Consider the following 19,502-nt stretch of genomic DNA (forward strand, 5'->3'; position numbering starts at 1 on the left):
CGTCGCAGGCAGTACAACCCGTACGACAAGACGGGACAACAACGCCAGGGGTGTTTTGTTAACCGCTTTCAGGCAATTTACACCTGTTTACGCTTTTTGGGCCTCCTTGGGAACCCTGTTAACAATGCGCCACGCCAGCCGCGAGCCCCCCAGGCCCGCCGCGCCCACGGCCCAGAACAGGCCGCTCACGCCAATCACAGCCCCGGCCGAGCCAAACATCAGCGGCATCAGCACGCTGGACGCATTGATCGCCATCAGCCGCAGGCCCAGCGCCTCGCCCTGGCGGTGCGAGGGCGTGATCTGGTGCAGCAGGCTCATCACCATGGGCTGACCCGTGCCCAGCGCCAGGCCCAGCAGCACCGAGCACAGGCCCATGGCCCAGGCACTGTGCAACAGCGGGTAGACCGCAAACAGCACAGCCGTGACCAGCATGGCCACCGCCATCACGGCCTGCTCGCGCAGGCGCTTGGCAAAAAAGGGCATCAGCACACGGATCACGGTGGCGGCAATCGCAAACGCGCCAAAAATAGTGCCGATGACGGCGGCCGACAGCCCGCGCTCGTGCCCCAGCAGCGGAACGGCAAAGGCGTGCACGTCCCAGCAAGAGGAGATCAGCCAATTGACGATGAGCAAGCGGCGAAACGGCGCATCGCCCAGCAGGTCCCAGGCCCGCTGGGGCGGCCCGCCCGGGGTGCTGCCCGCCGCTGCGCTGGCAGCGGGCAGGTCTGGCACGCCCCGCACACAAAACCAGCTGAGCAGGGGCAGCAGCGCCAGCAGTGCAAACGCTGCGCGGTAGCCCTCCAGGCTGCCGGGCGTGCTGCCTGCCAGGTCAATCGCCAGCCCGGCCGCAAACGGGCCGATGAAGTTGGACACCGCCGGGCCGATGGACAGCCAGCTGAACACCTGCTTGAGTTCGGTCGCATCGTGCACGGCGCGGCCCGCATGGCGCTGCACGGCAATCGTGGCGGCCCCGGCGGCGGCGCCGGTCATCAGCGCTGCCACGCACAGCACCGGAAAAGTGGGGAATACCACGGCCAGCCCCGCGCCCACACAGGCCACGGCCACCGAATAGCCCACCGGGCGCTTGAGCCCGTGGCGGTCGGCATAGCGGCCCGCAGGCAGGGCCAGAAACACCTGCGTGAGCGCAAACAGCGCCACCAGCAAACCCACGGCCGCCGCGCTGTAGCCCTCGCGCAGCGCCAGCAGCGGCGCGGCCAGGCGCATGCCGGCCATGCTGCCGTGCACGCAGATCTGGCCAGCGATCAACCGGGCCAGTGTTCCGTTCACGGCAGGTCGTCCTCGGGGTCCAGCCCGGGCAAGGCTGCCGTGCGGGCGCCTGCCAAGGGCGCGCGGGCCGCATCGGGTGCGGGCAGCTCCTGCACATCGCGCAGCTTGCGCTGGATGGCACGGGTGCGCACGCCCACTTCGTCAAACTTCTTGGCGGCGGCGTCGATGGATTTTTTGGTGGCTTCGACCACATCGCCAAACTTGGCGAACTCGGTCTTCACCATGCCCAGGAGGCTCCAGACCTCGGACGAGCGCTTTTCGATCGCCAGCGTCTTGAAGCCCATCTGCAGGCTGTTGAGCATGGCCGCCAGGTTGGCGGGGCCGGTGATCATCACGCGGCATTCGTTCTGCACCGCTTCGACCAGGCCGGGGCGGCGCATCACCTCGGCAAACAGGCCCTCGGTGGGCAGGTAGAGCACGGCAAAGTCGGTGGTGTGCGGGGGCGAGACGTATTTGGCGAAGATTTTTTTCGCTTCGAGCTTGATCGAGGTCTCGAACGCATTGCCCGCCGACAGAATGGCCGCCTTGTCGGCCGCGTCCTGCGCGTCCAGCAGGCGCTGGTACTGCTCCACCGGGTACTTGGAGTCGATGGGCAGCCACACCGGGTGCTCGTCGTTCTTGCCCGGCAGGCGGATCGCAAATTCCACCAACTCATCGCTGCCTGGCACGGTCTTGACGTTGCGCGCGAACTGCTCGGGGGTGAGCACGTTGTCGATGATGGCGCCCAGCTGCATTTCGCCCCAGGTGCCACGCGACTTCACGTTGGTCATCACGCGCTTCAGGTCGCCCACGCTGCCCGCCAGGGTCTGCATCTCGCCCAGGCCCTTGTGCACTTGTTCGAGCCGGTCGCTCACCAGCTTGAAGGATTCGCCCAGGCGCTGCTCCAGCGTGGCGTGGAGTTTTTCGTCCACCGTGCGGCGCATTTCTTCGAGCTTGGTGGCGTTGTCGGCCTGGATGGCGGCCAGGCGTTCGTTGAGCGCGTTGCGCAGTTGCTCGGCGTTGTGCTGGCTGCCCTGCACCATGCCGGTGAGCTGTTGCGAGACAGCATCCTGCAGCACCGAGAACTGGTTGCGGATCTGGTTGCCATTGGCTTCGAGTTGGTCCTTGAGCGCGGTGGACACGGTGCCCATCTGCGTCTGGATGTCGGTCTTGAGCGAGTCGAGCGTGCCGCGCGTGGCGGCCGACAGGGCCTCGAAGCGCTCCTGGATACGCTGCTCGAACAGCTGCGTGCTTTCGGCCAGCGCCTCGCGCGAGCGCTGGCTGTCGGATGCGAGCGATTGCGCGGTCTGCGTGAGTTCGGCGCGGAAGGCGGCCAGCGCGTCGGACAGCTCCTTGCGCGCCAGCGCCGCCTCGGCCTGGCCCTGGGCCAAGCGCTGCTCCAGCTTGGCCTCAAACGCGCCAAAGGCGGCCAGCAGCTCGGCCCGGCCGGTGCGGGACTCGCCCACGGCCTGGGCCAGCCGCTCGTCCACCGCGCCGCGCAGGGCCTCCAGCTGGTGCTGCGTGGCCTGGGTAAAGCCCGAGAGCTGCTTCGCCATCGCCTCCATGGCGCCGTCGTTGCGGGCCACAGCCAGCTGTGTGGCCTGGGCCGTGGCCTCCAGCGACTGCAGGCGCGCCAGCCACTCGGCAGGCAGCTCCACACGCGGGCGGCGCAGCAGCAGCACGGCCACCAGCAGCACCACAACGGCCCATGCGGCCAGCAAGACAAGCGTATCGGTAGTCAAGGTATTTACTATTATTTTGATAGCTACTGCCGCTTATCCATCGCGCGGTAGCGGCCCATTTCGTTCGAAATCCTAGCCGCGCAGACCCGCCACAGGCTGGTTCACAGGCGTGAGCGGGCCCCGCCCGCCGAGGAAGGCAATCAGGTTGTCAGCCGCCAGATTGGCCATGGCGCGGCGGGTGGGCACGGTGGCGCTGGCGATGTGCGGCGTGAGCACCACGTTGGGCACGGTGAGCAGGTCGGGATGCACACTGGGCTCGCCCTCGAACACATCCAGGCCCGCCGCCGCAATGCGGCCTTCTCGCAGTGCCACCGCCAACGCGGCGTCATCCACAATGCCGCCGCGCGCAATGTTGATGAGCGTGGCTGTGGGCTTCATCAGTGCCAGCTCGGCCGCGCCGATGGTGTGGTGCGACGCGGCTGTGTAGGGCACGACCAGCATCACATGGTCGGCCGTGCGCAGCAGCTCGTCCTTGCCCACATAGCTGGCCTTGCATTCGGCCTCCAGCTCGGCCGACAGGCGCGAGCGGTTGTGGTAGATCACCTTCATGCCAAAGCCGTGCGCGCCGCGCTTGGCAATGCCCTGCCCGATGCGCCCCATGCCGATGATGCCCAGCGTGCTGCCGTGGATGTCGCTGCCCGCGAACATGTCGTAGCTCCACTTGGTCCATTGGCCAGCACGCAGGTAGTGCTCGCTCTCGGTCATGCGGCGGGCCGTGGCCATCAGCAATGCAAAGCCAAAGTCGGCCGTGGTCTCGGTCAGCACATCGGGCGTGTTGGTGCCCTGCACGCCAGCGGCGGTCATGGCATCCACGTCGAAGTTGTTGTAGCCCACGGCCATGTTGGCGCAGATCTTGAGGCGTGGCGCGGCGGCCAGCAGCGCGGCATCGATGCGCTGGCTGCCGGTGGTCAGCACACCGTCCTTGTCGGCCAGGCGCGCGGCCAGCTCTTGCGGGGTCCAGATCACGTCGTCGGGGTTGGCCTCCACGTCGAAATGCTCGCGCAGGCGGTCCACGATGTCGGGGAAGATCGCGCGCGCGACCAGGATGCGGGGTTTGCTCATGGGGTTACCTGAACCAGATGAAAGTCATGACAACAAAGAGCGGCACCAGGATGCCCCCCGACCACAGCATGTAGCCGAAGAAGCTGGGCATCTTTACGCCCCGATCCTCCGCAATGGCCTTGACCATGAGGTTGGGTGCGTTGCCGATGTAGGTGTTGGCGCCCATGAACACAGCACCCGCCGAGATGGCGGCCAGCGTGGGCGCCAGGGTGGTCATCAGCACGGCCGGGTCGCCACCGGCGGTGTTGAAGAACACGAGGTAGGTCGGCGCATTGTCGAGGAAGGAGCTGAGCGCGCCCGCCGCCCAGAAGTACATCGCCGGGTCGGGCGAGCCATCGGGCCGCGTGACGGCCGCCACGATGGCACCGAACGGGCCGTTGACACCGGCCTTGAGCATGGCGATGACGGGGATGATGGTGAGGAAGATGCCCGCAAACAGCTTGGCCACTTCCTGCATGGGGCCCCAGCCGAACTGGTTGTCCTCGTGCACCTTCTTGGGCGTGAGCCACAGCGATACCAGGGTCACGATGATGAGGCCCACATCGCGCACGATGCCGGGCAGGCCGACCTCGGTGCCCGCGATGTTGAACACCACGGACGACTTCCAGAAGCCGCTGAGCAACACCAGCGCCACCACCGCACCCAGCAGCGCAAAGTTGACCTTGCCGTCAAAACCGATGGACCGGCTGTCGGGCGTGGGGTCGGTCCTGAGCAGCTCTTCGCGGCGGTGGTAGTACCAGCTGTCGAGCACGAAGAAGATGACCAGCAGCGCGCCGACGAGGAACAGGGTTTCCTGGAAGATGTGGCTCACCGTCCAGAAGAAGTCCACGCCCTTGAGGAAGCCCAGGAACAGCGGCGGGTCGCCCAGCGGCGTGAGCGAGCCCCCGGCGTTGGAAACGATGAAGATGAAGAACACCACCACATGGGCCACATGCTTGCGGTTGTCGTTGGCGCGGATCAGCGGACGGATCAGCAGCATGGACGCGCCGGTGGTGCCCATGAAGCTGGCCAGCACCGCACCAATGGCCAGGATGGCGGTGTTGAGCCCCGGGCTGCCATGCAGGTTGCCCCGGATGAAGATGCCACCCGCCACGGTGAACAGCGCCGTCAGCAGGATCACGAACGGGATGTATTCGGCCAGCAGCGCATGCACCAGGCTCACGCCCGCCATGCCCGGCCCGAAGGTGATGGCAAAGGGCACCAGAAACGCGAGCCCCCAGGCCGCCGCGACCTTGCCGAAATGGTGGTGCCAGAAGATGGGCGCCAGCAGCGGCATGAGCGCAATCGACAGCAGGATGCCTGCAAACGGCACACCCCAGAGGACCGACAGCGTGCTGCCATCAATGTCTGCGGCCAGGGCCCAGCCGGGCAGTGCCGCCAGAAGACTGGCCACTGCCAGCCCGCGCGTGAGTTTCATGGGTTGTGTCTCCATCCAGTTTTAAAAATTCAGGGGCGCATCAGGGCGCTAGTCAGCGCGTGCTGTGCGCCAGTTCCCGGGCTGTCAGGCAGGCACGGGGATGTCGAACACCTGGCGCAGGTAGGCCAGGTACTTCTCGTCATCACACATGCCCTTGCCCGGCGTGTCCGACAGCTTGGCCACGGGTTGGTCGTTGCAGCGTGTCATCTTGATCACCACCTGCAGCGGCTCGTGCGCAGGCGGGCTGCCCAGGTCGTTGGTGAGGTTGGTGCCAATGCCAAAGGCCAGCTGGCAGCGCCCGCGGAACTGCTGGTACAGCTCGATGGTGCGCGGGATGGTGAGTGCATCGCTGAAGATCAGCGTCTTGGTGAGCGGATCGACGCGGTTCTTGCGGTAGTGCTCCAAGAGGCGCTCGCCCCAGGCAAACGGGTCGCCGCTGTCGTGGCGCGCGCCGTCAAACAGCTTGCAGAAGTACAGGTCGAAGTCGCGCAGGAAGGCGCTCATGCCGTACACGTCCGACAGCGCAATGCCCAGGTCGCCCCGGTATTCCTTGGCCCACATTTCAAAGCCGAACACCTGGCTGTCGCGCAGGCGCGGGCCCAGGGCCTGGCAGGCCTGCAGGTATTCGTGCGCCATGGTGCCCAGCGGCGTCACGCCGAGCTTCATGGCGTAAAGCACGTTGCTCGTGCCCGCAAACTGGCCGGGCCCTGCAGGGGAGCCAGGGCGGCGGTCGCCCGTGCCCAGGCGGGCCACGAGCACACGCAGCACTTCTTCGTGCCAGGCGCGCGAGAAGCGGCGGCGCGTGCCGTAGTCGGCGATCTTGAGGTCGGCCAGGCCGTCGGCCTGCAGCTGGGCGATCTTGGTGTCGAGGCGCCTGCGCCCTTCGGGGAAGTCGGGCACCTTCTGCGTGTTGCGGAAGTAGACCTCGTTGACGATGGCCAGCACCGGGATCTCGAACAGGATGGTGTGCAGCCAGGGCCCGCGGATGGCGATGTCGATCTCGCCGTTGTGCTGGGGTGTGACGGTGATGTATTTCTCGTTGAGCCGGAACAGCCCGAGAAAGTCCACAAAGTCGCTCTTGATGAAACGCAGCGAGCGCAGATAGGTCAGTTCGGCGTCCTGAAAATGCAGACTGCACAGCGACCGGATCTCGTCACGGATCTCGTTGGCAAACGGCGCCAGCTGCACGCCGGGGTTGCGGCACTTGAACTTGTACTCGACCTGCGCCCCCGGAAACTGGTGCAGCACCACCTGCATCATGGTGAACTTGTACAGGTCGGTGTCGAGCAGGCTGGTGATGATCATGGACGGGGCAGGCGCAGGGTGGAGCCAGGGTGCGGGGGGCCGTTCAGCGAAGCCGCAAAGTGTAGGCCATAGGAGCCCGCAGCGCCGGGCGTGACCCGGGGCGTCAGCCAAGGTTCAGGCGCTGCGGCCTGCAGCGGCCGCTATCAAAGGCTTTCAGGCCGTCTGCGCGCGCTGCTCATGGGTTGATTGCTATCAAATTGATTGCAACCACAGCACAGCTGCAGCGCGACCCGTCAGGCGGGCACCACCAGCGCCTGCAGCACGGTGCGCAGCGCCTCGGGCACGGGCACCGGGCGGCGGGTTTCACGGTCTACGTAGACATGGATGAAATGGCCAGCAGCGGCGGTGAGCGGCTCGCCCTGCGCAAACAGCCCCACCTCGTAGCGCACGCTGGAGCCCCCGAGCCTGGCCACGCGGACGCCCGCCTCCACCGTCTGCGGAAACGCCAGCGGTGCAAAGTAATTGCACTGGGTTTCGATCACCAGGCCGATGGTGCCGCCCGCATGGATGTCGAGCACGCCCTGGTCAATGAGGTGGGCGTTGACCGCCGTGTCAAACCAGCTGTAGTACACGACGTTGTTCACGTGGCCATACACATCGTTGTCGGCCCAGCGTGTGGTGATGGGGCGGAACACGCGGTAGGCGCTGCGCGGCTGCGGGGCCGGGCGGGTGGGCGCGGGAGCTGCTGTGGGCGTGGCAGAAGCGGTGGACGGGGTGCTGGCGGCAGAGGTCATGGCCGCACATTCTGCCAGCGCTGGTGGTATTGCAAGGCCACGCGCCAGGTGGTGAGCTGGGCCTGGACCGTGTCCTCCAGGTCGTTGCCATACCCCCCCGCCATCGCGAACACCAGTGGTATCCGCCGCTGCCAGGCCCAGTCGAACACGCGCCGGTCGCGCGCCTCCAGGCCATCGTGGGTCACGGCCAGGCGGCCCAGTCGGTCGCCTTCGTGAGGGTCGGCCCCGGCCAGGTAGAACACGAGGCCGGGCGTGCAGCGCTGCTCCAGCACCGCCAGGGCTTCGTCCAGCACCTGCAGATACTCCACATCGCCGCAGCCGTCCGGCAGGTCCAAGTCGAGGTCGCCCGCCTCCTTGCGAAAGGGAAAGTTGCGCGCCCCGTGCAGCGACAGCGTGAACACGCTGTCATCGCCCTGGAAGATATGCGCCGTACCATTGCCCTGGTGCACGTCCAGGTCGATCACGGCCACCTGCAGCGGCGGGCTGCCACCGCCCCGCCTTGCGGCATGCTCGGCCTGCATGCGCCGGGCGGCCACCGCCACATCGTTGAACACGCAAAACCCGCTGCCCTTGTTTGCATAGGCATGGTGCGTGCCGCCCGCCAGGTTGCCCGCCACGCCATCGTGCAAAGCCTGGCGGCTGGCGGCCACCGTGGCCCCCACCGAGCGCCGCGCGCGTTCGGCCATCGCCTCGCTCCAGGGAAAGCCGATCTCGCGCTGCGCGGCGGGCGGCAGTGTGCCGTGTGCAATCGCGGCGATGTATTCGGGGGTGTGGGCCAGCGCCAGATCGTCGTCCGGCGCTGGCAAGGCCACCTGCAGCGCCACACCGGGCAGCTGCTGTGCAATCCGGTCGCGCAGCATGCGGTACTTGGCCATGGGAAAACGGTGGCCCTCGGGCAGGGGCAGAACGAAGTGGTCGGCGTAGTAGGCAAACATGACGTGATTGTGGCAAGCCATGGATTTCTGGGGCGCCGTACCTAATTTGCTGCAGTGCAACAAAAAACCCTTGCAAACGCGCAGCAAGTCCCTAAAATTCACCCCATGCTGCACTGCAACATGACTCCACCGGGTCACGGTCAGCGCAGATGTCTGTAAGCCACCCTGGCCCTCTGGGTCCCATTTTTAGGAGATATGACATGACGCTGACCGCTGAACAAATCCTGGCCTCGCACAAAGCCAACATCGAAACCCTGTTCGGTCTGACGACCAAGGCTTTCGAAGGCGTGGAAAAGCTGGTGGAACTGAACGTGACCGCTTCGCGCGCCGCCCTGTCGGAAGCCGCCACCCACACGCAAGCCGTGCTGGGCGTGAAGGACGCACAAGAACTGCTGGCCCTGCAAGCCGGCCTGTTCCAGCCCCTGGCTGAAAAGACCGCCGCCTACAGCCGTCACCTGTACGACATCGCTTCGGGCACCGGCGCCGAATTCGGCAAGGCTTTCGAAAGCCAAACCACCGATGCACAAAAGGCCTTCACCAACCTGGTGGACAGCGCCGCCAAGAACGCCCCCGCCGGTTCCGAAACCGCCGTGGCCGTGATGAAGAGCGCCGTCTCTGCTGCCAACAACGCGTTTGAATCGGTGCAAAAGGCCGTCAAGCAAGCGTCCGACGTGGCCGAAGCCAACTTCAACGCCGTGGCCAGCACCGCTGCCAACGCCGCCAAGACCGCTGCTCCCCGCAAGCGCTAAGCCCAGCACCTGCGGTCTGGAGTGCAACCTCTAGGCCGCGTTCAGGGATTACCCTGATAATTGACCCAAGCGCTGCGACACACACCCTGTGTACAGCGCGCGAGTTGTCTCCTTGGATCCTCTCGAAACCCCCGTTTCAAGGATCCTTTTAAAGCCCGGTTTTACGACCGGGCTTTTTTTTTGCCTGTTCGATCCCACCCCTTTCAGCCATCCAGCCATCGCACACATCGCACGAGAGCGCGGGCCTGTGGGCACACCAGCCCACAACTGCTGTGCAGGTGCCGCACAGCTCATCTGGCCTTGCGCTGCATCAGCCCTCCCTCACAATCCCGGGCCCCATTTCGGACATTTATTAAGAATAATTCGCGTTTGTTTTATCATTGCGCCAGTAACAACCCGAAAGACGCATCCCATGTCGAAGACTGTGAAAGCCTTGCTGAGTGTTTGTGCCCTGGCCGCCGCTGCGGGCGCCGCCCATGCCCAGGAGCAGGTGGTAAACCTCTACTCGGCCCGCCACTACTCCACCGACGAAGCCCTGTACACCGGCTTCACCAAGGCCACCGGCATCAAGATCAACCGCGTGGACGCGGACGACGCCGGCATCCTGGCGCGCCTCAAGGCCGAGGGTGCCGCCTCCCCTGCCGACGTGATCCTGCTGGTGGATGCAGCGCGTCTTTACAAGGGTGAAGTCGATGGCCTGTTCCAACCCATCAAGTCCAAGGTGCTGAACGACGCCATTCCGGCCAACCTGCGCAGCAACCCCGTCGCCGACGGTGGCATCGCGTGGTACGGTCTGTCCACCCGCGCCCGCGTGGTCGTCTACAACAAGGTCAAGGTCCAGAAAGCCGATGTGGACACCTACGAAGAGCTGGGCGACCCCAAGAACAAGGGCAAGCTCTGCATCCGCTCGGGCTCGCACCCCTACAACCTGAGCCTGTTCGGCGCAGTGACGGAGCACATGGGCGAGCAGAAGGCCGAGGCCTGGCTCAAGGGCATGGTGGCCAATCTGGCCCGTCCTCCCAAGGGTGGTGACACCGACCAGATCAAGGCCGTGGCCGCTGGCGAATGCGACATTGCCGTGACCAACAGCTACTACCTGGCGCGCATGATGCGTTCCACCAAGCCAGAAGACGTGGCCGTGGTCAACAAGGTGGGCGTGGTGTTCCCCAACCAGGAATCCTGGGGCACGCACCTGAACATCGCGGGTGGTGCGGTGGCCAAGCATGCCAAGAACCAGGCCAATGCGATCAAGTTCCTCGAATACCTGGCCAGCCCTGAAGCGCAGAACTACTTCGCCAACGGCAACAACGAGTGGCCCGCCGCCAAGGGCGTGGCGCTGGACAACCCCGCTCTCAAGGCCATGACGGACGGCAAGCCCTTCAAGAGCGAAACCATCCCGATCAGCGCCGTGGGCGCCAATGTGACCACGGTGCAGCAGATGCTGGACCGCGTCGGCTTCCAGTAAGCCCGCACTGCCCTCCCACAAGCCCGGCTAGCCCGGGCTTTTTTTCGCCTTCAGCGCCGCAAGGAGATGCGCCATAATTGACGTTTACGTTAACGTCACTTACTGGAGACACCCCATGGACATCAAGGGCAAGGTATTCATCGTCACCGGCGGCGCATCGGGCCTGGGCGAAGGCACGGCACGCATGCTGGCCGCCCAGGGCGGCACCGTGGTCATTGCCGACATGCAGGCCGAAAAAGGCGAAGCCGTGGCCAAGGAAATCGGCGGCGCCTTCGTGAAATGTGATGTGAGCAACGAGGCCGATGGCCAGGCTGTGGTGGCCAAGGCCGTGTCGCTGGGCAAACTCATGGGCCTGGTCAATTGCGCAGGCATCGCGCCCGCCGAAAAAACCGTGGGCAAGAACGGCGCGCACGCGCTGGCCCTGTTCAGCAAGACCATCACCGTCAACCTGATCGGCAGTTTCAACATGATCCGCCTGGCCGCCGAAGCCATGAGCAAGAACGAGCCCGAGGCCACCGGCGAGCGCGGCGCACTGATCTCCACCGCCAGCGTGGCCGCGTATGACGGCCAGATCGGCCAGGCCGCCTATTCCGCCTCCAAGGGCGGCGTGGTCGGCATGACCCTGCCGATTGCCCGCGACCTGGCGCGCAACGGCATCCGCAACATGACGATTGCCCCCGGCATCTTCGGCACGCCCATGCTGTTTGGCATGCCCCAGGAAGTGCAGGACGCGCTGGCGGCTGGCGTGCCCTTCCCCAGCCGGCTGGGCACACCGCAGGACTACGCCAAGCTGGTGAAGCACATCTTCGAGAACGACATGCTCAACGGCGAAGTGATTCGCCTGGACGGCGCCATCCGTTTGGCACCACGCTGACAGCCCCTGCCCCGTTGCACCCTGCATGACCCTATTGATAGCAGGTGTCCCGCGGGCAGCATGCAATGTGCACCCGTCGCCCCACGGCCCGGGGTGCCGCACCTGAATGGCGTTGTTGTTCGGCGCACAGGTGCTGGGCACATCACGCCCACCGCCCTTTCGGCGATGGGCTTTTTGCCTCCCGGGGCCCCATCCGGCCAGACCGGCAGCCCTTTTCGCAACACACGCAAAACTTTTTGCGCTCCATTGGACTGCAAGAGCCAAAAAGAGTGGGACATAAAAAAACCGCTGCAGCCTTGCGACTGCAGCGGTTGATGACTGGCGGAGTGGACGGGACTCGAACCCGCGACCCCCGGCGTGACAGGCCGGTATTCTAACCAACTGAACTACCACTCCTGGCAGGCAGCTTTTCGCTTGCATTCTTCAACACAAGCCAAGTGCTACAAACTTGGCGACCCTACGGGGATTCGAACCCCGGTACTCACCGTGAAAGGGTGATGTCCTAGGCCTCTAGACGATAGGGTCAAAACCTTGGAACTAACCATTAACAAATTTTGGTGGAGGTAAACGGGATCGAACCGATGACCTCTTGCATGCCATGCAAGCGCTCTCCCAGCTGAGCTATACCCCCACTTAATGACTCCAAACACTTTGTATTTGTTGTCATCATCTGAGCCTTGAATTATAGACAGATTTTTAGCGGTTTCGCAAACGCGCTACAACTTTTTCACGTCCGACCAATTCCAGCACTGCATCGACCGATGGCGTGTGGGCCGTGCCCACGGTGAGAACACGGGCTGGCATGGCCAGTTGAGGCATCTTCAAGCCCTGGTTGACCAGCACCTGCTTGAAGGCGGCGCCGATAGAGGCCTTGTCCCATTCGCAGACAGACAGTGCATCGGCCAGCGCATCCAGCGCGGGCGCAATGGCGTCGGTGACATGCTGCGCGCGCTCGGCCTCCACGGGCGTCACGTCGCCATAGAACACATGCGCCCACTGGGCAAGCGCCACCGTGGTGTCGCAACGGTCCTTGAACAACGCACAGATGCGCACCAGGCGGCCATCGGCGAGCGCCTGCTCCGACACACCCCGCTGTTGCAGCTGCGGCGCGACCAGAGCGGCGAGCGCGTCGTCGGCCATGGCCTTGAGGTGCTGGGCATTCACCCAGCGCAGCTTGGCTTCGTCAAACTGGGCGGCGCTGCGGCCTAGGTGGTCGAGGTTGAACCATTCAAGGAACTGAGCACGACTGAAGATCTCGTCATCGCCGTGGCTCCAGCCCAGGCGCGCCAAGTAGTTCACCATGGCGTCGGGCAGGTAGCCTTCGTCGCGGTACTGCGTGACGGGCTTGGCACCGTTGCGCTTACTCATCTTCTCGCCCTGCTCGTTCAGCACGGTGGGCAGGTGGGCGTACACCGGTGGCTCCTTGCCCAGCGCGCGGAAGATGTTGATCTGGCGCGGCGTGTTGTTCACATGGTCGTCCCCACGGATCACATGGGTGATGTCCATGTCGATGTCGTCCACCACCACGCAGAAGTTGTAGGTGGGCGTGCCATCGGGGCGAGCGATCACGAGGTCATCGAGTTCGTCGTTGCGGATCTCGATGCGGCCCTTGACCTTGTCGTCCCACGCCACCACACCGCCTCGCGGGTTCTTGAAGCGCAGCACGGGCAACACACCTGCGGGCACCGGTGGCAAGGTCTTGCCGTCTTCGGGGCGCCAGGTACCGTCGTAGCGGGGCTTTTCCTTGGCGGCCATCTGCTTTTCGCGCAGGGCATCCAGCTCGGCCACGCTCATGTAGCAGGGGTACACATGGCCAGCCGCCTGCAGGTCGGCCAGCACCGCCTTGTAGCGGTCCATGCGCTGCATCTGGTAGAACGGGCCTTCATCGTGGTCCAGGCCCAGCCAGGCCATGCCTTCGATGATCACGTCTACCGCCGCCTGGCTGGAGCGCTCCAGGTCGGTGTCTTCGATGCGCAGGATGAAATCCCCCCCCGTGGCGCGTGCAAACGCCCAGGGGTAGAGCGCCGAGCGGATGTTGCCCAGGTGGATAAAGCCCGTGGGAGACGGGGCGAACCGGGTGCGCACGCGGCCCGCGCTGGAAGCAGTGGTTTCAGTCATATCAATAAGGTCTGGCCCCTTTCGGGGCCAGTGTCAAGATTCGGTCAATCGGTCTGCCATCAATCCGACGGGCGGCGGGCGGGGAACCGCCACACCGCCCTCTCAGCTATGCGGCCTTGGCGCTCAGGCCTCTTGCGCGTTCGGCAACGCCAGGCGGGAGGTGTCTTCCTCGCCCTCTTCCACGCCCACGCGCCCTTCGTTCAGGCGGGCAATGTCTTCTGCCGTGATGTCACCCGTGACATACACACCGTCAAAGCACGAGGCATCAAAGCCAGCAATGGACGCATTGAGCGAACCCACCGCCTTCTTCATGCCGTCCACGTCCTGGTAGATCAGTGCGTCGCAGCCAATCGCCTGGCGAATCTCTTCCACCGTGCGGCCATGGGCCACCAGTTCACTGCTGGTGGGCATGTCGATGCCGTACACATTGGGGTAACGCACCGGCGGTGCGGCGCTGGCCAGGTACACCTTGCGGGCGCCCGCATCGCGCGCCATCTGCACGATTTCGCGGCTGGTCGTGCCGCGCACGATGGAGTCGTCCACCAGCAGTACGTTGCGACCCTTGAATTCGCTGCCGATCACGTTGAGCTTCTGGCGCACGGACTTCTTGCGCACGCCTTGGCCCGGCATGATGAAGGTGCGGCCCACATAGCGGTTCTTGACGAAGCCTTCGCGGTACGGAATGCCCAGCAGGTGCGCCAGTTGCGTGGCGCTGGGGCGGCTCGATTCGGGGATTGGGATGATCACATCGATCTCATTGGGCGGCACGGTGGACACCACGCGCTTGGCCAGGGCCTCGCCCAGATTCAGACGCGCCTGGTACACCGAAATGCCATCCAGCACCGAATCAGGACGGGCAAGGTACACGAACTCGAAAATGCAGGGGTTGAGCTGCGGCTTCTCGGCACACTGGCTCGCATGGACCTGGCCGTCCAGCGTAATGAACACGGCCTCACCGGGGTCGATGTTGCGTTCGAACACATGGGATGTGCCTTCCAGCGCCACCGACTCGCTGCCCACCATCACCGTGCCGTCCTGGCTGCGGCCCAGGGCCAGGGGGCGAATGCCATGGGGGTCCCGGAACGCGAGCAGACCATGGCCCGCAATCAGGGCGATCACGGCGTACGAGCCCTTGACGCGTTTGTGCACGGCACGCACGGCAGCGAAGACATCCTCGACCTGCAGCGGCACACCCCGGGTGGATCGCTCCAGCTCGTGCGCTAGAACATTGAGCAGCACTTCCGAGTCACTCTCGGTGTTGGTGTGGCGGTGGTCCGTCAGGAACAGTTCGTTGCGCAGTTCGCGCGCATTGGTCAGGTTGCCGTTGTGCACCAGCACAAGGCCAAACGGCGCATTCACGTAAAAAGGCTGCGCCTCTTCCTCGCTGTAGGCATTGCCTGCCGTGGGGTAGCGCACCTGCCCCAGACCCACATTGCCCGGCAGGGCGCGCATGTTGCGCGTGCGGAACACGTCGCGCACCATGCCCTTGGCCTTGTGCATGAAGAACTTGCGGCCCTGCTGGGTCACGATGCCCGCTGCGTCCTGGCCGCGGTGCTGCAGCAGCAGCAAGGCGTCATAGATCAGCTGATTGACGGGCGCTGTGCTGACGACGCCGACGATTCCACACATAGTAAGTTTCCATCCGTTTGCGGGAACAGCCCCGCGGCAACCCCATGGCAGCAGCTTGTGACCGCCACCCCACCGATATCAAGAAGGCAGATGCCTACCAAATTCTTCCGGCAACGCCGGTTTCAAGCCCCTGAGCACTTCGGCGAGCACCGGGGCGGCTTGTGACTCCTGCCACCAGGACGCCTCGTGCAGCGAGGTCAGCCCCACCACCACAGCCACCACCAGCAGCAGCACCATGCCGCGCAGCACGCCAAACACAGCCCCCAGCGTGCGGTCAGCGGGCCGCAGGCCAATCGCCTCGATCAGCTTCTTGGCCAGCCAGCTCACAAACCCGCAGGCAAACACCGACGCCACGAACACCATGACAAAGCCCGCCGCATACCGCAACGACCCCGCCGACTCGCCCAGGGGCAGCAGCGCGGCCATGTCCGCCGCAAACCACTGCGCAACAAAAAAAGACACCACCCAGCCCAACAGCGACAACACTTCAAACACCAGGCCACGCCAGGCACCGACCAGCATCGAAGCCAGCAGCACCGCGACAAAAATCCAATCCAGCGCAGCCATGGGCACAAACAGCAGAAAACAGAAAAGGCCAGGCCGCCCGGCTTACAGCGTCAGCACCGAGGCCGACAGCTCCAGCGCCTTGATGCGCGCAGCCGCTTTATCTGCCTCGGCCCGGTTGTTGAACGGCCCCACACGCACCCGTGTGCGTTTTCCGTCCTTGGTGTCCACCACCTGGGTGTAGGTCTTGAGGCCGGCACGCTCCACCTTGGTGCGCGCTTCACGGGCCTTTTCGGCATCGGCAAACGCCCCCACCTGCACGATGAAACGGCTTTCTTCGGCATTTGCACTGGCTGCCGGTTCGGCGCTGCGGCCTTCCAGCAAGGCCCGGGCACGCGCCGAGTCATCGGGGCGTTGCGCAGGTTTGGGCTCCGGCGCGGGCGCAGGTGCCACGGGCGGCTTGGTGTCGGGCTTGGGTGCAGCAGCAGGGGCGGCCGCAGCCACGGTAGGCGCTGCAGGCGCTGGTTTGGCGGCGGACGGACGCGGGCTTTGCACCAGCTCTTCCCCTTCCGTCAGCCCATTGGCAGCCGCGCTGCGCGGCGCCGACGAACGCTGCGCCGCAGGGGCGGCCACCGGGGGCACAGCAGGCGTCGCAGGCTTGGCCACGGGGGCTTCGGCCACAGGCGCAGGCACAACCAGCGGCGCCACCTTGTTGCGGTCAGGAATCTCGATGGGGATATCGACGGGCACAGGCCGGGGCTGGGTGTCGAACAGCAGGGGGAACCCGATCACCCCGACCAGTACCAGCACGGCAGCGCCGATCAGCCGGTGGCGGGCCCGGCGGCGCATCACCTCGATACTCTCGGCCTGCGGCGTGCGTGCGCCACGCTTGGACGGTTTTTCGGCCTGTTGCTGCTCACCCTGCCCGGGCCACCGAAACTTGAAAAATGCCATGGAGTAACGACCCGTGCGGACCTCAGAACCTGCCCTATTGGCCCAGATGTTTGGCCTGCAGGCGAGGTGTTCCGTTGATCAGCACACCGCCCACCGTATAAAACGAGCCAAAGACCACGATTCTATCAGCGGGGTCTGCCGCAGCCACCGCCGCAGCCAGGGCCTGCATGGGGTCTGCATGCACGCTCGATGTCACATCCCGGCGGCCACCGGCCACCATCTGCACGGCATTCCACTTCTGCTGCAGCGTGGCGGCAGCCTCGGCGCGCGGGGTGGGCAGGTTGGTGAAGTACCAGCGGTCCACCAGGGGGCCCACCTTGGCCAGCATGGGCCCGAGATCCTTGTCGGCCATGGCACCAAAAACAGCGTGTGTGGTAGGGAAGAACCCCATCGCATCCAGATTGGCCGTGAGCGCCGCCACCGAATGGGGGTTGTGCGCCACGTCCAGCACCAGGGTCGGCTGGCCGGGCACGATCTGGAATCGGCCGGGCAACTCCACGAGGGCCAGACCATTGCGCACGGCCTGTGCAGTCACCGGGAGGCGGTCGCGCAGGGCCTCCAGTGCCGCCAGCACGCCCGAGGCGTTCACCAGCTGGTTAGCGCCCCGCAGCGAGGGATAGGCCAGCCCGGCATAACGCCGCCCCCGCCCCGCCCAGCTCCACTGCTGCTTGTCGCCCGAGAAGTTGAAGTCGCGCCCGAAGCTCCAGAGGTCTGCCCCGATCTCGCGCGCATGGTCCACCACACTCTGCGGGGCCATGGGGTCGCTCACGATCACCGGACGGCCGGTGCGCATGATGCCCGCCTTCTCCCGGCCAATGCTCTCGCGGTCGGGCCCCAGAAATTCGGTGTGATCGATGTCGATGCTGGTGATCACGGCGCAGTCGGCATCGATGATGTTGGTCGCATCCAGCCGCCCCCCCAGGCCCACTTCCAGGATCGCGACATCCAGCCGCGCATGGCTCATCAGCCGCAGTATGGCCAGGGTGGTGAACTCGAAATAGGTCAGCGATATTTCATCGCCATTTTGGACCCTTGCGCGCTCCACAGCTTCGAAGTGCGCTACCAAATCAGAAGCAGAAACGCTTTCGCCATGCACACGGCAGCGCTCCTCAAAATGCACCAGATGGGGCGATGTGTACACCCCCGTGCGGTAGCCCGCCTGCTGGGCAACGGCCTCCAGCATGGCGCAGGTGGAGCCCTTGCCGTTGGTGCCCGCCACCGTGATCACCGGGCATTCAAAACTCAGCGCCATGCGGCGTGCCACCACGCTGACCCGGTCCAGGCCCATGTCGATGTTGCGGGGGTGCAGCTGCTCGCAATGGCGCAGCCAGCCTTCCAGAGTGTGGGGTTTGGTTTGCATACAGCCCGGGATTGTCGCCGAGCCCCATTCCCCACGGCGTTTTCGAGGATGATGCGCGGCATGACCAACGCCCGCATCACCCTCTACGGCATCCCCAACTGCGATACCGTCAAAAAATCCCGCGCCTGGTTCACCGAACAAGGGCTGGACTACCAGTTCCACGACTTCAAGAAACAAGGCGTGCCCACCGGCCAACTGCCCGGCTGGCTGAACGCCGTGGGCTGGCAGAAGCTCGTCAACCGCCAGGGCACCACCTGGCGCAAGCTGGATGCCAGCACCCAGGCGGCGGTCACGGATGACACCAGCGCCAGCACCCTGATGCAAGACCAGCCCAGTGTGATCAAACGGCCGGTGGTCGAATGGCACAACGCAGACCACACCCAGGTATCTGTGGGCTTTGTGCCCGATCAGTGGCAGGCCTGGTGCGACGCAGCGCCCAAAGGCTGACGAACCTGCAGGGTCATACCGACTGAATGACCGGCTGACATTTGCCCGCCAACGCGGGAAAATCGCACAAATCTTTACGCAGATTTACGGCTGCCAGGACCCGAATTGACGTCACGGGCCTAAACTTTTCTTGTGTTCGGCGCGTTATGTACCGACCCGAAAGGAGTTTCTCCATGAAAAAGATCGTCGTTTTTTCCGCCATGGCTGCTATCGCCTCCCTGGCAAGCGCCCAGGAACAGGGCCGTGTGCTGTCCGCCACACCCATCGTGCAACAGGTGGGCATCCCCCAGCAGGTGTGTGGCAACGAAACCGTGTACAGCGGCAACCGCACCAGCGGCGCAGGCGCCGTGATGGGCGCCATTGCAGGCGGTGCCGCTGGCAATGCCATCGGCAAGGGCAGCGGCCGCGCAGCCGCCACGGCCATCGGCGTGATCGGCGGGGCCGTGTTGGGCAACCAGATCGAAGGCGGCCAGCCGCAGTACCAAAACGTGCAGCACTGCACCACCGAGACCTACTACGAAAACCGTACCGTAGGCTACAACGTGGTGTACGAGTACGCAGGCAGGCAATACACCACGCGCACCCAGAACGACCCCGGCCGCTGGATTCCGCTGAGCGTGCAGCCCACGGGCCAGACCTATTCCACCCAGCCTGACCCGTATGCCCAACAAGGCGTGTACAGCCAGCCCGGCGTGGTGACATCCACCTACCCGGTGCAACCGGTCTACCAGCAGCCCACCTATGTGACGCCGCCCGTGACGGTGATCGAGTACGGCTACGACCGGCCGCACTACCCGCACCACCGCAACCCCTACTGGCGCTGAACGGGCGCCTGGGGCCCCCAACACCCAGGCCCCGAGCATTCGCCACCCAGGATTGGAGCCCTTCGGGGCTCTTTTTCTTGGCGCTCCGGCCCCTCGCGCAGGTTTCGTTGGGCCTGG

At 65.0% G+C, this 19,502-nt stretch carries 17 protein-coding genes and 3 tRNA genes; 5 read left to right on the plus strand and 15 right to left on the minus strand.

What is annotated here, in order from left to right; all coding sequences use genetic code 11:
• Positions 1–87 precede the first annotated feature (87 nt).
• The 7 genes from A1D30_RS10000 to A1D30_RS10030 all read right to left on the minus strand — a co-directional run bounded on the left by A1D30_RS10000 (position 88) and on the right by A1D30_RS10030 (position 8,461).
• Positions 88–1,287 carry an MFS transporter gene (locus A1D30_RS10000; protein ID WP_063460576.1) on the minus strand — a complete coding sequence of 400 codons (1,200 nt, stop codon included), beginning with the start codon at positions 1,285–1,287 and terminating at the stop codon, positions 88–90.
• On the minus strand, positions 1,284–3,008 hold the full coding sequence (gene rmuC / locus A1D30_RS10005) for a DNA recombination protein RmuC (protein WP_063460577.1): 1,725 nt from the start codon (positions 3,006–3,008) through the stop codon (positions 1,284–1,286). Before rmuC ends, A1D30_RS10000 begins: the two co-directional genes overlap by 4 nt.
• 72 nt (positions 3,009–3,080) lie before the next feature.
• Positions 3,081–4,070 (minus strand): D-glycerate dehydrogenase, encoded by a 990-nt coding sequence (locus tag A1D30_RS10010; RefSeq protein ID WP_063460578.1) that lies wholly within the window; start codon positions 4,068–4,070, stop codon positions 3,081–3,083.
• A 4-nt stretch (positions 4,071–4,074) separates the two neighbouring features.
• Complete coding sequence (locus A1D30_RS10015; RefSeq protein WP_063460579.1) at positions 4,075–5,487, minus strand: sodium:proton antiporter; 1,413 nt, start codon at positions 5,485–5,487, stop codon at positions 4,075–4,077.
• An 84-nt stretch (positions 5,488–5,571) separates the two neighbouring features.
• Positions 5,572–6,792, minus strand: a complete 1,221-nt coding sequence (gene pncB, locus A1D30_RS10020; RefSeq protein WP_063460580.1) for a nicotinate phosphoribosyltransferase — start codon at positions 6,790–6,792, stop codon at positions 5,572–5,574.
• Between the two features lie 233 nt (positions 6,793–7,025).
• The gene (locus A1D30_RS10025; protein ID WP_063460581.1) at positions 7,026–7,526 is read right to left on the minus strand and encodes a thioesterase family protein; all 501 of its coding nucleotides are present in this window, start codon (positions 7,524–7,526) and stop codon (positions 7,026–7,028) included.
• Entirely contained in the window at positions 7,523–8,461 is a 939-nt protein-coding gene (locus A1D30_RS10030) for a histone deacetylase (RefSeq protein WP_063460582.1), read from the minus strand. Before A1D30_RS10030 ends, A1D30_RS10025 begins: the two co-directional genes overlap by 4 nt.
• A gap of 200 nt (positions 8,462–8,661) precedes the next feature.
• On the opposite strand from A1D30_RS10030, the gene A1D30_RS10035 reads away from it, so the two are divergent.
• From A1D30_RS10035 to A1D30_RS10045, 3 genes are all read left to right on the plus strand, one after another.
• Entirely contained in the window at positions 8,662–9,210 is a 549-nt protein-coding gene (locus tag A1D30_RS10035) for a phasin family protein (RefSeq protein WP_063460583.1), read from the plus strand.
• A 412-nt stretch (positions 9,211–9,622) separates the two neighbouring features.
• Complete coding sequence (locus tag A1D30_RS10040) at positions 9,623–10,675, plus strand: extracellular solute-binding protein (protein ID WP_063460584.1); 1,053 nt, start codon at positions 9,623–9,625, stop codon at positions 10,673–10,675.
• A gap of 115 nt (positions 10,676–10,790) precedes the next feature.
• The gene (locus tag A1D30_RS10045; RefSeq protein WP_063460585.1) at positions 10,791–11,549 is read left to right on the plus strand and encodes a 3-hydroxyacyl-CoA dehydrogenase; all 759 of its coding nucleotides are present in this window, start codon (positions 10,791–10,793) and stop codon (positions 11,547–11,549) included.
• A gap of 319 nt (positions 11,550–11,868) precedes the next feature.
• Here A1D30_RS10045 and A1D30_RS10050 read toward each other — a convergent pair.
• From A1D30_RS10050 to folC, 8 genes are all read right to left on the minus strand, one after another.
• Positions 11,869–11,945 (minus strand) — tRNA-Asp (locus A1D30_RS10050).
• Between the two features lie 53 nt (positions 11,946–11,998).
• A tRNA-Glu gene (locus tag A1D30_RS10055) sits at positions 11,999–12,074 on the minus strand.
• A 30-nt stretch (positions 12,075–12,104) separates the two neighbouring features.
• Positions 12,105–12,180, minus strand: a tRNA-Ala gene (locus A1D30_RS10060).
• A 65-nt stretch (positions 12,181–12,245) separates the two neighbouring features.
• The gene (gene gltX, locus A1D30_RS10065; protein ID WP_063460586.1) at positions 12,246–13,667 is read right to left on the minus strand and encodes a glutamate--tRNA ligase; all 1,422 of its coding nucleotides are present in this window, start codon (positions 13,665–13,667) and stop codon (positions 12,246–12,248) included.
• Between the two features lie 123 nt (positions 13,668–13,790).
• Positions 13,791–15,296, minus strand: a complete 1,506-nt coding sequence (gene purF / locus A1D30_RS10070) for an amidophosphoribosyltransferase (RefSeq protein ID WP_063460587.1) — start codon at positions 15,294–15,296, stop codon at positions 13,791–13,793.
• 78 nt (positions 15,297–15,374) lie between these two features.
• Positions 15,375–15,863 (minus strand): CvpA family protein, encoded by a 489-nt coding sequence (locus tag A1D30_RS10075; RefSeq protein ID WP_063460588.1) that lies wholly within the window; start codon positions 15,861–15,863, stop codon positions 15,375–15,377.
• Positions 15,864–15,905: 42 nt separating this feature from the next.
• Entirely contained in the window at positions 15,906–16,754 is an 849-nt protein-coding gene (locus tag A1D30_RS10080) for an SPOR domain-containing protein (protein ID WP_063460589.1), read from the minus strand.
• A 34-nt stretch (positions 16,755–16,788) separates the two neighbouring features.
• Positions 16,789–18,114 (minus strand): bifunctional tetrahydrofolate synthase/dihydrofolate synthase, encoded by a 1,326-nt coding sequence (gene folC, locus A1D30_RS10085; protein WP_063460590.1) that lies wholly within the window; start codon positions 18,112–18,114, stop codon positions 16,789–16,791.
• Positions 18,115–18,174: 60 nt separating this feature from the next.
• Here folC and A1D30_RS10090 point away from each other — a divergent pair, with 60 nt between their 5' ends.
• Both A1D30_RS10090 and A1D30_RS10095 read left to right on the plus strand, forming a co-directional pair.
• Positions 18,175–18,561, plus strand: coding sequence for an ArsC family reductase (locus tag A1D30_RS10090; protein ID WP_063460902.1), 387 nt, complete (start codon positions 18,175–18,177; stop codon positions 18,559–18,561).
• Positions 18,562–18,734: 173 nt separating this feature from the next.
• A complete protein-coding gene (locus A1D30_RS10095; protein WP_063460591.1) occupies positions 18,735–19,385 on the plus strand; it encodes a glycine zipper 2TM domain-containing protein in 651 nt (216 codons plus the stop codon).
• Positions 19,386–19,502: the final 117 nt, after the last annotated feature.

It is taken from the genome of Acidovorax sp. GW101-3H11, from assembly GCF_001633105.1.
Taxonomy (GTDB): domain Bacteria; phylum Pseudomonadota; class Gammaproteobacteria; order Burkholderiales; family Burkholderiaceae_C; genus Acidovorax.